Origin of the sequence: Pedobacter sp. KBW06, from assembly GCF_003852525.1 — a bacterium.
Lineage (GTDB): Bacteria > Bacteroidota > Bacteroidia > Sphingobacteriales > Sphingobacteriaceae > Pedobacter.
Genome location: NZ_QAJL01000009.1, coordinates 103,687 through 117,766, shown reverse-complemented (window position 1 = coordinate 117,766; position 14,080 = coordinate 103,687). Strand labels below are relative to the sequence as shown.

Here is a 14,080-nt window from a genome sequence, read left to right as displayed (position 1 = left end):
TTTCTTATAGCTATGAGAATCCTGATTTTTACTTTTCTTTCCTTCTTTTTTTGCAATCAAATCATCGCTCAAAAAGTTACCTTTTCGACGCATATTGCGCCCATTATTCAACAAAAATGTGCGCCTTGTCACCGACCTGGAGAAGCAGCGCCTTTCTCCCTGCTCACCTATCAGGATGTGGCTAAAAGAGGAACCTTTATTAAGGATGTCGTACAATCTGGTTATATGCCACCGTGGAAACCGGACAACAATTACCGCACATTTCATAATGACCGCTCGCTGAGTAAAGCCGAAAAAGAGCTCATTGTGAAATGGGTCGACAGTAAAATGCCTGAAGGTTTAGCAAAGAAATCAACGACAGAGCGCTCAACCGCATTTGTCAAAGGGACCCAATATCATAGAAAGCCGGATACCGTGCTGAAAGTGACTAAGCCCTTTTTTATTAAGGGCGATAATGAAGAAAGGTTCCTGGTCTTTAAAATTCCTTTTGACCTGGCTAAAGCGCAAAATGTAGAAGCCGTAGAATTTGTTTCCAGTAATAAAAAGGTGATTCACCATGCAAACTTTGCTGTTCATCCGGTGGAGAGCGATGTGGACATCCTTCAGGGAGCAGATTATGTTGACCTTAGTGGTTCAGACCGGAGCAGCTATGATCAATACCTGCCCTTCAAAAAGAAAATGGACTATTATGGAGGCTGGATTCCAGGAACCTCATTTGAATCCTATCCCAAGGATTTTGGTTGGATAATGCCAAAACGTGGCGTAATTTTAGTCACTATCCACTATGCCCCTACAGGTAAAGATGAGGAAGAAATGTCTGGAATCAACTTTTTCTTCACCAAATCTCCGGTGAAAAGAAAAGTAGACGTGATTAGCCTGGGCTCAGCAGGAGTTGGAGAAAGTTCCATTGAACCTTATTTTATGATTCCTGCAGACACGACCAAAGCCTTCAACCTTAAAATTGTAACACCTCAGGATCAATCCCTGTTATATGTATGGCCACACATGCATTTGCTGGGTAAGACTTTTAAAGCATATGCAGTAACTCCGCAGGGCGATACCATTAAATTGGTTTCTATTCCTTCATGGGATTTCAAATGGCAGGAAATTTACAGGTATAAAAAACTGATTAAGGTTCCAAAAGGATCAATTTTAACGATCGAAGCACTCTACGACAATACCAAAGAGAATCCAAACAATCCCAATCATCCTCCAAAAATGGTCTTCTCTGCCAACGATATGAAAACAACAGATGAGATGATGACCATGCTCATGGTCTTCCTTAAATATGAAGAAGGGGATGAAAATCTCGAACTGGACAAGTAAGAACTAAAGTCCTTCGATCCCAAGTTTTACAGCGAGTTCATTCAGGTCATTCACTACGACATCAATCAAAGGAATGCCCTGAATTTTCCGTTCCTGCTCAAACGCATATTCCGGCTCTCCGGGAATGATCACCTTTTTATCCGGGTCAACCGTCCCGGCAGATTTAAACCGTTCAATCCAGTTGTCCAGGTGTTGTTTAAAATCATCAGCCGGACGGAAACCATCTATTCGCATGGCACCAAAGAAATGGCCGATACCTGCGCCAACAGGATTTGCTGAAGGTTCCAGAAAAGCAACAAATGGCGGTACCCAGGGCCCATAATTGGCACCGGAAAGCACTGCAGACAAAATATCCACCGTAGCACTCAGGCCATAACCCTTATGACTTCCATGGTCTTTATCACTACCTAAGGGCAGGAGGGAACCCCCATCTTTTAGCTGATGTGCGCTCGTAGAAGGATTTCCATCTTTGTCCTGCACCCAACCCTCAGGAATTGGTTGGTTTGCCCTTTGGGCGATTTCCAGTTTCCCGTTTGCAGCCGCTGCGGTAGCCATATCCACCACTAAAGGAGGATACTTTCCTGCAGGAAAAGCATAACACATCGGATTGGTTCCCAATAACCTTTCATTGGCATAAGTAGGAGCTACAAGCGGACTTGCATTGGTCATGCTGATCCCAATCATATCCTGTTCTACCGCCATTAGGGCATGGTATCCGGCAATCCCGAAATGATTGGAATTTTTAACGGCCACCCATCCGCTTCCATAAATTTTAGCTTTTTCAATCGCCACTTTCATCGCAAAGGGAGCAACGACTAAGCCCAGACCTGCATCTCCGTCTACGGTAGCAGTAGTAGCTGTTTCATGGACGATCCTGACCTCTGGTGTCGCATTGATCCGTTCTTTTTCCCATAACCTCACATAGCCGCTCAGACGGGCTACCCCATGGGAATCTATTCCCCTCAGGTCAGATTTTAACAAGACATCTGCAGCCAGTTGTGCGTCAGGAACAGGGCATCCCATTTTAAGGAATACGTTTTCTGTAAACTGACGTAGTTTTTGTTCGGTAAAAGTGTGAAAAATCATTATGATGAAGCAAAGAGAACCGTAAACTGATGGTCCAGTGGTTTGAAATTAAGGATCAGCGAATTGATAAAGTCATCTCCATACTGTACATACATAGGGGCAATGTTCAGTACACGCTCCTGTAGAACTCCGGTAGGGAATAACTTTTCTTTTAAATTGTCAATCTGTGTAAGTGAGGTATCGTGCTTGCGCTTTTCTGCCCTCAGCATTTTTTTCTCCAGATTGGCGATGAGCTTTAAGGCTCTTGTTTTAGCCGCATCGGCGGATTGAGACAAGGTCTTGTCGATCTTGTAGGCATTGAGCTTGATCTGATCAAAAACAGCACTGATGGCACGCTGCTCGTCGTCCAGCGACAACTGTAAGGTCACATGTGCCTTAATCCAGTCATTCTTTAAGGTCAACGGATCCTTAAATAGATTGGTGTGGTTAATTCCCAGAATTTGCATCCTCGTCTGACTCCGTTTATCAATCACCAGGGCCGAATTACGGAGCAGCAATACCGGAAAATCTATTTGATAATAATCGAAATTAGCTTTCAATTGCAGCCAATAAGTGAGTTCGGCACCACCTCCAATGTACGCAAGGTTAGGAAGGATGATTTCCTGATATACCGGACGCATCACTACATTCGGACTAAACCGTTCCGGAAAATCAAGAATCTCCTGTTGCAGCTCAGCTTCCGTAAAACGGATGTCCGTATTCATGACCTTATAAACCTGATCTTCTTCAATGATTCTTTCGCGAAGCTGATCGGTCATATAGAAGAAATTGATTTCTCTCGGATTGACCTGTGTTTTATATCCTTTTTCTTCCAGTAAAGCATTGCTGGAAGAAATGTGTTTAAAGCTGTGTTGCCCGGTAATATCTGCTTCAATAACAGGCGCAAATTGCTTTTTAAGCTCATGTTCATCTGCATCTACGCAAACCAATCCATACTTTCCAAATAAAGCATCTACCAGCTCACGTGTTGCATCAGAAAGTTTTTCATGATGGGAATAAGCATGATCTACAATTTCAGATAATTGCAGGCCATTTTCAGTAATGCCCAGATAACCTTTATAGGCGATCAAAACCTCTGTGATATCTTTTGTACTCAATCTTCCGGTCGCACCTGCTGCCTTTTTGTTCCAGGTCAGCATTCTGTCTTCGATCTTCACATGATTGATTTCTTCAAAATCATGATCTTCGGTCGCCATCCAGTAAACGGGCACGAAATTATAATCCGGAAATTTCTCCTTCAGCTCTTTTGCAAGATTGATGGCAGTAACGATCTTATATATAAAATAAAGGGGTCCGGTAAATATATTGAGCTGATGACCGGTGGTAATGGTAAAAGTCCGGTCATCAGCCAGAAGGTTAATGTTTTGTGCTACTAAAGCCGATGGTTCAATAGACGAATATTGCTTTTTGAGGATCCGGGTCAGTGTAGACCTGTTTCCTTTAAAGTTGCGGTTGGCGATGGCCTTTGCAAAGCCTTCAAAATCCGGTATATACTTATAAAAAGCACTTAACTGATCCTTCCCACTGATGTAATCCAGTACAGCGGAGGAGAAGGCATTTGTTTCCTGGTAAGAGATGTATTTGGCCTGCATTGCCACGAATTTAAGTTAATAAACCAGAACTCCTTACATCCCGCTTTTATTTTACAATTTGTCCATATAGATCGAAGTCTTCGGCCCTGTCAATCTTCACATTAACGAAGCTTCCATTGGCTGCATAACCTGTCGCAGCATCAATTAAAACCTCATTATCAACCTCCGGAGAGTCAAATTCTGTACGTCCTATAAAGAAATCACCTTCTTTTCTGTCGACCAGAACTTTATAGGTTTTTCCTACTTTTTCCTGATTGATATCAAATGAGATCCCTTGTTGTAATTCCATGATGGCATCCACACGTTCCTGTTTCACTTCATCCGGTACATCATCTACAAGGTTATGCGCATGGGTTTTTTCTTCATGAGAATAAGTGAAACATCCCAGTCTGTCGAATCTTGTTTCTTCTACCCAGCTCAGCATTTCTTCAAAATCCTGCTCTGTTTCACCAGGATATCCACAGATTAAAGTGGTACGCATGGCGATGTTAGGTACTTTATCCCTGATCTGGTTTACAATGTCTATTGTTTTCTGTTTCGTGATTCCACGACGCATCGACTTCAGCATGTTGTCTGTGATGTGCTGTAAAGGCATGTCCAGGTATTTACAGATGTTTTCACGTTCGTTCATCGCATCCAGGATTTCCATAGGGAAGCCGGAAGGGTAAGCATATTGTAACCTGATCCATTCAATTCCAGGAACATCAGAAAGACGTCTTAACAATTCATCAAGGTTACGTTTTCCATAGATATCCAGACCGTAATAGGTCAGGTCCTGAGCGATCAGGATCAGCTCCTTTGTACCATTGGCAGCCAGGATCTTTGCTTCATTTACCAATTCCTGCATGTCGCGGGAAACGTGTTTTCCACGCATTAAAGGAATGGCACAGAAAGAGCAGGGGCGGTTACAGCCTTCCGCAATTTTGAAATAGGCGAAATGAGAAGGAGTGGTCAATAATCTTTCTCCGATCAGTTCGTGTTTATAATTCGCACCTAAGGAATGTAAGATGTTATTTAAATCATTGGTACCAAAGAAAGCATCTACATTGGTAATCTCTGCTTCCAGCTCTGGTTTGTACCTTTCAGACAAACAACCGGTCACGATTACTTTTCCTATTTTTCCAGCCTCTTTAAGTTCGCTGTATTGCAGGATCGTATCGATAGATTCCTGTTTTGCATTGTCGATAAAACCGCAGGTATTGATCACTACGATGTCATCCTTACCCATTTTATCGGATTCATGAACCACATCCATGCTGTTGCCGCGAAGCTGCCCCATTAAAACTTCTGAATCGTAAAGGTTTTTGGAACAACCCAAAGTAATTACATTGATTTTAGGTTTTTTAACAGGGATAATCTTAGATGTGGTTTTTGTATTCATGTGTGTTTTTTATCTTGCAGCGGATCTTTAAATAATGTTTAATTAAATAAACTGTCCACAAAAGCTTTTTTGTCAAATAATTGCAGGTCGTTTACGCTTTCGCCAACGCCTATGTATTTTACCGGAATTTTAAACTGATCAGAAATTCCGATCACGACACCACCCTTGGCAGTGCCATCCAGTTTGGTAATGGCCAAAGCATTTACATCGGTCGCCTCTGTAAATTGCTTGCATTGTTCAAAGGCATTTTGCCCGGTCGAACCGTCCAGTACCAATAGTATTTCATGTGGTGCATTAGGGATTACCTTTTCCATCACATTTTTGATCTTGCCCAATTCGTTCATCAGACCGATCTTATTGTGCAGACGCCCGGCAGTATCGATAATCACAACATCCTCGCCATTGGCTACCGCAGATTGTAAAGTATCGAAGGCTACAGAGGCTGGATCTGAACCCATGGCCTGTGCAACTACACGGACCCCAACACGCTCACCCCAGAGTTTAATCTGCTCTACAGCGGCTGCTCTGAAAGTATCTGCTGCACCTAAAACTACCTTCAGGTTTTCTGCCTTCAGCTTATGCGCCAGCTTTCCGATCGTCGTTGTCTTACCAACTCCGTTTACGCCAACCACCATAATTACATAGGGCTTATGTTGGCCGTATTCAAATTTACGGAAGTCATTGCTGTTGTTTTCGGAAAGCATCAATTGAATCTCATCACGCAACAGGCGATGCAATTCTGATGTAGATAAATACTTGTCCTTAGCTACACGGCTCTGAATACGGTCGATAATTTTTAAGGTAGTACTTACTCCAACATCGGAAGTAACCAAAACTTCTTCCAGGTTATCGAGTACATCATCATCCACAGTCGACTTACCTGCAACTGCTTTGGTGATCTTACTCAGAAAGCCTTCTTTAGTTTTCTCTAATCCCTTGTCTAGAGCTTCCTGCGCTTCCGGAGCGGTTTCCTTTTTCTTGAAAAAATCGAATAAACCCATACGAATGTATAACTAAACAAAAAAAGCCCTCCCATTTAAAAGGGACGGCTTTAATATAATTAAATATTAAAATTATTTTTTAGATGCAGAAATAGCATCTTGAACGTGATCGTTGTGAACAATAACTTCTTTGAAAGAATAAGCACCTTTTGGTGATTTAGTCATTGTAATAACTTTTGAATATTCTTTTCCTTTTCCCGTTTTAAGGGTTGCAACTACCTTTTTTGCCATGATCTAAATAGATTGTATTTAGTTAAATACTAAATGTATTACTTAATTTCTTTATGTACAGTTACCTTTTTCAAAACTGGATTGAATTTTTTCAATTCTAATCTCTCAGTAGTGTTTTTACGGTTTTTAGTAGAGATATATCTAGACATACCAGGCATGCCACTAGTTTTATGCTCCGTACACTCTAGAATAACTTGTACTCTGTTACCTTTTTTTGCCATTTTATTAATCTTAAGGTCGATTCACATCAACCATTGTTATTTACAAATATCCTTTTTTCATGAAGCGATTAATCGCCTCAGTAATACCAATTTTATTAATGGTTTTGATAGCTGAAGTAGAAACTTTCAGTGTTATCCAACGATCCTCATCAGGAATATAAAATTTCTGAAGTTGTAAGTTGGGATAAAACTTACGCTTAGTTTTAACGTTTGAGTGAGAAACATTAAAACCTGTCATTGCCATTTTTCCGGTTAAATCACAAACTCTAGACATGCCTTTAAATATAGTGTGTTAATTGTTCTTTCTTAATTTTTTAAGAGTGTGCAAATATCAATAAAATATTTGTAATCATCAAGTAGGTATCTAAAATATTTTCAATTTATTTACAGCACGTTGCGAACTGTAGCTTAGATTCCCGTTGAGGACGCTCCCGGGGCGCAATATACAACATTTAAACGGATTAAACGATCACCGCCTCTTCCAAATCACCTAAAAGATTCTCAAATTGAAGGACATAACGCCTCGCTTCGTTAATATAATGCACCAGTTCCGGCCTTTCTTCCTTACCCAGTTGCTGTAACCAGACCTGTTTATGCGCTTGTAAATGGTACAGTGTAGCGGTTACTCCGTATGCCTTTTGCAGTGTCTTCAGTTGAGGGTGCAAAACCTCATGGAGGCCCAGCTCGGGAATCCCCGGAAGGGAAATGGCCTTCATCATCGAAACAATGGTAATGGGAAGGAGCACCTCATAAATTTCCTTGAGTAAAGAGCGGAGGTGTTGATGCTGAGCCTTATGGGCATCAAGATTCCACTTTAAGGAATCTGTACGGTAATGCTGGTTGGCCAGTTCTGCCCGTCTTAAGGTTTCCGAAATCTGGTCGAATAATTGTTTATTCATAGATAGGTATGTCAGGTAAAACAATAGACAGTTCAACCGGGCATTTGGTTTAAAAAGAAAATCAGGAAAGGACCTAAAACCTGTGATTAAAATTTTGTTAGCTTTCTAATAAAGGTATATTTGAGTTTTAGTTATTGACCTAAACCAAATCATGCAAATTAATTCTTTTGAAGAGTATCAGGAAACGTATAAACTGAGCGTTGAGCAGCCCGAACAGTTCTGGGCTGGTATAGCAGACAAATTTTTGTGGAGAAAAAAGTGGGACAAGGTATTGTCCTGGAATTTCTCCGAGCCAAACATTAAATGGTTTGAAGGGGCAAAGTTAAACATTACTGAGAACTGCCTTGATCGTCACCTTGCTGAAAATGGAGATAAACCAGCCATTATCTGGGAGCCTAATGACCCTCAGAAAGATAGCATCACTTTAAGTTATAAAATTTTACACGAGCAGGTATGCCGCTTTGCCAACGTGTTAAAGAAAAACGGCGTCAAAAAAGGAGATCGCGTATGTATATATATGCCTATGGTTCCCGAACTTGCCGTAGCTGTATTGGCTTGTGCAAGAATTGGTGCCGTCCATTCCGTAGTTTTCGGTGGATTTTCTGCCAAATCTATTGCCGACAGGATTAATGATGCCGAATGTAAGGTAGTCATCACTGCCGATGGTGCCTTTAGGGGTAACAAACAGATTCAACTGAAAGAAGTGATTGACGATGCCCTGATCGGTTGCCCGACAGTGGAACGTGTAATCGTATTGACCCATACCCGTACCCCGGTATCCATGCTCAAAGGCCGTGACATCTGGTGGGAAGATGAAATAAAATTAGTAGATACCAACTGTCCGGCAGAAGAAATGGATGCCGAAGACCTGTTGTTTATATTATATACCTCCGGTTCTACCGGTAAACCTAAAGGTGTGGTACATACCATAGGAGGATATATGGTCTATGCCGGATATACCTTCTCCAACGTATTTAACTACCAGAAAGACGAAGTGTTTTTCTGTACCGCAGATATCGGCTGGATCACAGGGCATTCTTATATCGTATACGGTCCGCTTTCTCAGGGCGCAACAACCTTAATGTTCGAAGGAATTCCAACCTATCCGGATGCTTCCAGAATGTGGCAGGTGGTAGAAAAACATAAAGTAAACATCTTATATACCGCACCAACAGCGATCCGTTCTTTGATGAGCTTTGGAGAAGAGCCTTTAAATGGCATCGATATGAGCTCCCTTAGGGTGTTGGGCTCTGTTGGTGAACCGATCAATGAAGAAGCATGGCATTGGTTCGATGAAAACATCGGAAAAAGTAAATGTCCGATTGTGGATACCTGGTGGCAAACGGAAACCGGTGGAATCATGATTTCCCCGATCGCATTTGTAACCCCTACCAAGCCAAGTTATGCAACTTTACCTTTACCGGGTATTCAACCGATCCTGGTTGATGAAAACGGTAATGAAATTGAAGGAAATGGCGTAAACGGAAACCTTTGTATTAAGTTTCCATGGCCGGGAATGATCCGCACCACTTATGGAGATCATGAGCGTTGCAAGCTGACCTATTTCTCTACTTACGAGAACCTTTACTTTACCGGTGATGGCTGTCTGAGAGATGAGGATGGTTACTACAGAATCACCGGAAGGGTAGATGATGTGATCAATGTATCCGGACACCGCATCGGTACTGCAGAAGTGGAAAATGCCATTAACATGCATGCCGGAGTAGTGGAAAGTGCTGTAGTCGGCTTCCCTCATGAAGTAAAAGGCCAGGGAATCTATGCTTTTGTCATCTTCCCGAACCATCATGAAGACGCAGACCTTACCCGTAAGGATATCCTGCAAACGGTAACCCGTGTGATTGGTGCCATCGCCAAACCGGATAAAATCCTTTTTGTTACAGGATTGCCTAAAACACGTTCCGGTAAAATTATGAGACGTATTTTAAGAAAAATTGCTGAGGGAGATACCTCAAACCTGGGCGACATTACCACTTTGTTAGATCCTGCGGTAGTAGAAGAGATCATCGAAAAATCTCAGAAATAGGTTTCCTGTAGTTCAGAAAGAAGCCTTCAATGCTAAAAATCCCCTGATAAGCAGACTTATCAGGGGATTTTTAATATGCGGTCATATCCTGGAAACAGTTGACTAATGACTGGTTCATCTTATGAAAACCAGGATGCGCTGCTTTTTTATTACATAGAAGAAGCACTATTAGGTAGAAGAAGTACTATTGTGTAGAAGAAACACTGAAATTGACTTTGTCAGGGCTTTTATTGAAATGTCCCTGATACCAATCCTTTAACAATTGTGTCTTAAACTTCTCATTGCTGTTTACCCCTCTGACCAGTGCTTTTGCAGAAGCAGTACCGTCTATGCCATTTCTCGCTTCGTAAAGTACATAATCAACCAGGGTATGGTCATAAGGCTTTGGCCCCTTAAAAGCGAGCATCGTTCCATCTTTTCCAACAATAAATGGAACCTTCGTGGATTCTTTTAATGCGGAAAGAAACTTTTTGGAGGCCTCGTCATGAACGAGAAAATAATTGCCCTGACCAGTGTTCTTTTGCTCATCAGCAGTCCAGGCTGCCTGATCTGTACCAATAAACAAATCGGCAAATACCACATCCGGATACTTTTCAAAACGTTTCTTTAAGGCGGTGTAATCCTTGTCTTTTTCTCCCGGCGGACGGCTTGAAGGGCTGGTCCATACATAGAAATAGACAGTTTTACCTTCATATAAACTGGCAAAAGTCTGTTTCTTCCCTTGCTGATCTATCAGCTGAAACGAAGAGACATTCATGTCGGTATGGTCATTGTATCCTTTCACGACTGCTTTGACCAGGCCCTTGACCATCATGGTACAGGAACTTTGGGACAGCGAAAGCAAAATAAGGGAGGCGTAAAATAGTTTTTTCATATCGGTTCTGTTGGTTTTATAGGTTGAAAATCAAGAATCTCTCCTATATACCAGATGAACAAAACAGGCCAAAGGTTACATGGAACCAAACAAATATTTTAAAAACCTGTTATTATGGTATCTATTTATTGTTAAACATTAAAAAAACGGATCATGGATAAGTTAGAATTAAAAGGAAAATGGAATGAGATCAAGGGTAAAGTAAAACAAGCTTATGCGGATCTCACCGATGATGATTTGAAATATGAAGAGGGGAAAGATGATGAGTTGTATGGAAAATTACAACAGAAAACAGGCAAAACCCGTGATGAGCTGGTTACCTGGATCAAATCGTTGTAATAATTGATCATAAGACTATAATTATGATCATAAAAAAGCCCTTCCTGCAGGAAGGGCTTTTTTATTTAAAAGGTCATTCTCAGACCCTGCAGCAGTGCTTAGTAACCAAATATCTGTTCTAAGGTCAGTTTGTTCACCGTTCCAAATTTCTGCATGTCGTCTAATTTTACATTTTTCTCAGAGGCAACAATACAATAATTGTAAGGCTTATTGGCCACATTATTGGTATGGAAAGCTTTGATATCTGTAAAGGTTAGAGGTTTCAGTTCATTGTATTCATCGATTCTTGAATCATGATCCAATCCCAGTTTTTTATTCGCAAAGTAGCTGGCAATGATGTCATCTTTGGTAATTCTATCGGTTTCAATTGCATTCATCGCATTGTACTTGGAGGCTTCAAATGATTTTGCAGATTCAGGAAGATCGTTTAACAATTCATTCATCCCTTTTACGGCATCGTTCATTTTATCCGCCTGACTACCCACATAAGCCACCATCGCGTATTGCTTGTCAGCTCTGTCTGGTGCAGAATAAACGGCAAAAGTAGAATAGGCCAATGCTTTAGATTCCCTGATGGTCTGGAAAACGATAGAGCCCATTCCACCACCAAAATAACTGTTGAAAAGGTTTACTTTACCTGCAAGGTCTGCTTCGTATTTACCCGCATTTCTTACCCATCTGATTTCCGACTGCACCATGTCGTAATCGGCAAAATAAACCTGATTGGTTGCATTATTAGTGTAAACGAATTTTTTTACCGGAGGCTCAGGTGTAAAGGTCGCCGGAAGTTTGTGCAGCTTGCTGATGTTTGCTGTAAATTCAGGTAAGCTTTGCGGACCATAATACGTAATCGTATGCTCATAGTTATTCACATTGTGAAGAATGGCCAGCAGGTCTGCCGAAGTGATGTTGTTCACCTCATTATTGGTCAGGATATAGTTCGAAGGATTACTTGCGCCATACTGTGCATAGCTCATTAGTCCATTCAGAATCATCGCTTTATTTAACTTATTGTTTTCTCTCGACTTCAGGATTCTGCTTTTCAGTCCTGCCAAAGCTGTTTCATTAGGCTTACAGTGCGCTAAGATATGCTCTACTAAAGTCACCGCCTTATCGAAGTTTTCCTGTAGTCCGCTGATATTGATGGTCGCCACCTCGTTGCTTACCGTGAAGGTATAGTTACAGGCAATGTTATAAAACTCCTTGCTGATCTCTTCTGCGGTATATTTATCTGTAGCCAGAAATGCAAGGTATTGTGCTGCATAAGGCATCAGTTTGTTGTTCCATGCGCCCATTTCAAAGCGGTAAGACAAACGGAAAATAGGGTTTTCTTTATTTTGCACTTCAATCACGTCTGCGATCCCCGCTTTACCGAAAGAAAGGTCTTTCTGGTAATCCAGGAATTTAGGTACAATCTCTGCGGAAGGCATCGCCAATAGTTTTTTTGCAAAAGGGGAGGTTTCTGTCGCATTTGTCTTTACCGGCGTGATGGTCGGTTTCTCCACTTTCGCAATGCTCTTGTCTTCTCCTTTATGTTTGTAGGTCACCACATAATTGTCTTTGAAGAACTGATTGGCGAAGTCTGTTACCTGTTTCTTCGTCAGCTTTGCCATGGCGTCCTGTCCGCTTAGAGACTTGTCCCATTTATTGGCACGGTTCAGGATAAATTCATTCGTTACTGCCTCTACACGAAAACCATTGTTATCAAAAGACTGCAATAAGCTTAACTTTTGATTTGCTACAGTAGCTTTAATCAGACTTTCATCAAATTCTCCTTTTTTAAGGATATTGATCTGGTCTAACAGCAATTGTTTTGCCTGTTCCAGGGTCTGTCCCTGTTTAGGCTGGGCATTTAAAGTAAAGACACCATAGTCTTTCATTTGCTGATAACCTGCACCTGCGCGAAGTACTTTTTGCTGTTTGTTCAGGTTGATGTCGATTAAACCCGCTTTACCATTGGCAAGGATACTGGAGATCAGATCCAATAATAAACTTTGGCTGCTGTTCTCTGCATATCCCCTGTAAGATAACCTGACACTTTCCGCACTTGGACCATAAATGTCCAGTTTCTGAATTTTTGTCAAAGGTTTTTCCGGAGCAGGATTATAAAGTACTACCGGCTTGTTCTGCATGAAAGAGAAAGACTGGTCTACTTTCTTAATCATTTCATCCGGATTAAAATCCCCCGCCATGGCCAATGCCATATTGTTCGGAACATAGTATTTATTGTAATATTTTCTGATTTCTACCAGTGAAGGGTTTTTGAGGTGTTCTACGGTTCCGATCGTAGTCTGCTGACCATAATTATGAGTAGGGAAAAGCAATTCTGCTGTTTTCTCTTCTACTTTCCAGGCATCTTCATCCAGTCCGCGGTTCTTTTCTTCATAAACAGCCTCTAACTCTGTATGAAAAATACGGAAAATCGGGTTGCGGAAACGTTCTGCCTGCAAAGCCAGAAACTTATCAGTTGCATTGGAAGGAAAATCTTCATTGTAAACGGTTTCTTCATACCAGGTATGGGCATTGGTCGATTGACCACCAATCGCTTTCATCATTTTATCGTACTCATTGGCGATAGAATAATTGGAAGCTTCACCGGAAGTTTTGTCAATCTGCGCATAGATTGCTTTACGTTTGGCAGGATCAGTCGTTTTGTTATACTGTTCATAAAGACCGTCAATTTTATCCAGCAAAGGTTTTTCCTTTGCAAAATCCAATGTTCCGAATTTATCGGTTCCTTTAAAAAGAAGGTGTTCCAGGTAATGGGCCAGTCCTGTTGCAGTACGGGGATCTGTATTACTACCCGCTCTGACACTCATGCGGTATTCAATCTTAGGTTCTTTTGTATTAGCGGATAAAATAACCGTCAATCCGTTTTTTAAAGTGTAAAACCGGGATTGAGTAGGGTCATTGGTCACGTATTTATACGTGTACCCACCCGAACTGGCCGTTTTCCATTGAAAACCGGATTGGGCCATCATACTCGTTCCTGCAATCAGAAAACAGGCGAGCAGTAATAATTTCTTCTTCATGTTTAATAAGTTATAATTCAAATATACTCGGGAATGTGCATTATTCCTGAACAT

13 protein-coding genes are annotated in these 14,080 nt (G+C 41.3%); 3 read left to right on the top strand and 10 right to left on the bottom strand.

The annotated features are described in order from the left end of the window. Positions 1–12 precede the first annotated feature (12 nt). Entirely contained in the window at positions 13–1,326 is a 1,314-nt protein-coding gene (locus tag DBR43_RS32520; protein ID WP_124587526.1) for a cytochrome c, read from the top strand. Positions 1,327–1,329: 3 nt separating this feature from the next. Here DBR43_RS32520 and DBR43_RS32515 read toward each other — a convergent pair whose 3' ends face one another. The 8 genes from DBR43_RS32515 to DBR43_RS32480 form a co-directional block, all read right to left on the bottom strand. Beyond that, positions 1,330–2,412 carry an Ldh family oxidoreductase gene (locus DBR43_RS32515; RefSeq protein ID WP_124587525.1) on the bottom strand — a complete coding sequence of 361 codons (1,083 nt, stop codon included), beginning with the start codon at positions 2,410–2,412 and terminating at the stop codon, positions 1,330–1,332. Next, positions 2,412–4,004 carry a bacillithiol biosynthesis cysteine-adding enzyme BshC gene (gene bshC / locus DBR43_RS32510; protein WP_124587524.1) on the bottom strand — a complete coding sequence of 531 codons (1,593 nt, stop codon included), beginning with the start codon at positions 4,002–4,004 and terminating at the stop codon, positions 2,412–2,414. Before bshC ends, DBR43_RS32515 begins: the two co-directional genes overlap by 1 nt. Positions 4,005–4,050: 46 nt before the next feature. Continuing rightward, the gene (gene rimO, locus DBR43_RS32505) at positions 4,051–5,385 is read right to left on the bottom strand and encodes a 30S ribosomal protein S12 methylthiotransferase RimO (RefSeq protein WP_124587523.1); all 1,335 of its coding nucleotides are present in this window, start codon (positions 5,383–5,385) and stop codon (positions 4,051–4,053) included. A gap of 38 nt (positions 5,386–5,423) precedes the next feature. Continuing rightward, positions 5,424–6,386, bottom strand: a complete 963-nt coding sequence (gene ftsY, locus DBR43_RS32500; protein ID WP_124587522.1) for a signal recognition particle-docking protein FtsY — start codon at positions 6,384–6,386, stop codon at positions 5,424–5,426. A gap of 72 nt (positions 6,387–6,458) precedes the next feature. Further along, complete coding sequence (locus DBR43_RS32495; protein ID WP_073229713.1) at positions 6,459–6,617, bottom strand: DUF4295 domain-containing protein; 159 nt, start codon at positions 6,615–6,617, stop codon at positions 6,459–6,461. A 38-nt stretch (positions 6,618–6,655) separates the two neighbouring features. Continuing rightward, the gene (rpmG, locus tag DBR43_RS32490; protein WP_008242799.1) at positions 6,656–6,838 is read right to left on the bottom strand and encodes a 50S ribosomal protein L33; all 183 of its coding nucleotides are present in this window, start codon (positions 6,836–6,838) and stop codon (positions 6,656–6,658) included. Positions 6,839–6,878: 40 nt separating this feature from the next. Beyond that, positions 6,879–7,112 carry a 50S ribosomal protein L28 gene (gene rpmB, locus DBR43_RS32485; RefSeq protein WP_039866682.1) on the bottom strand — a complete coding sequence of 78 codons (234 nt, stop codon included), beginning with the start codon at positions 7,110–7,112 and terminating at the stop codon, positions 6,879–6,881. A 187-nt stretch (positions 7,113–7,299) separates the two neighbouring features. Then, entirely contained in the window at positions 7,300–7,737 is a 438-nt protein-coding gene (locus tag DBR43_RS32480) for a hypothetical protein (RefSeq protein ID WP_124587521.1), read from the bottom strand. Positions 7,738–7,888: 151 nt separating this feature from the next. Here DBR43_RS32480 and acs point away from each other — a divergent pair, with 151 nt between their 5' ends. Further along, the gene (gene acs / locus DBR43_RS32475; RefSeq protein WP_124587520.1) at positions 7,889–9,781 is read left to right on the top strand and encodes an acetate--CoA ligase; all 1,893 of its coding nucleotides are present in this window, start codon (positions 7,889–7,891) and stop codon (positions 9,779–9,781) included. 184 nt (positions 9,782–9,965) lie between these two features. On the opposite strand, the gene DBR43_RS32470 is transcribed toward acs, so the two are convergent. Continuing rightward, complete coding sequence (locus tag DBR43_RS32470) at positions 9,966–10,655, bottom strand: TlpA family protein disulfide reductase (RefSeq protein WP_124587519.1); 690 nt, start codon at positions 10,653–10,655, stop codon at positions 9,966–9,968. A gap of 153 nt (positions 10,656–10,808) precedes the next feature. Between DBR43_RS32470 and DBR43_RS32465 the strand changes: the two genes are divergently transcribed. Continuing rightward, positions 10,809–10,994, top strand: a complete 186-nt coding sequence (locus tag DBR43_RS32465) for a CsbD family protein (RefSeq protein WP_073229720.1) — start codon at positions 10,809–10,811, stop codon at positions 10,992–10,994. Positions 10,995–11,092: 98 nt separating this feature from the next. Here the strand turns inward: DBR43_RS32465 and DBR43_RS32460 are convergent, their stop codons facing one another. Further along, on the bottom strand, positions 11,093–14,026 hold the full coding sequence (locus DBR43_RS32460; RefSeq protein WP_124587518.1) for a M16 family metallopeptidase: 2,934 nt from the start codon (positions 14,024–14,026) through the stop codon (positions 11,093–11,095). Positions 14,027–14,080 lie beyond the last annotated feature (54 nt).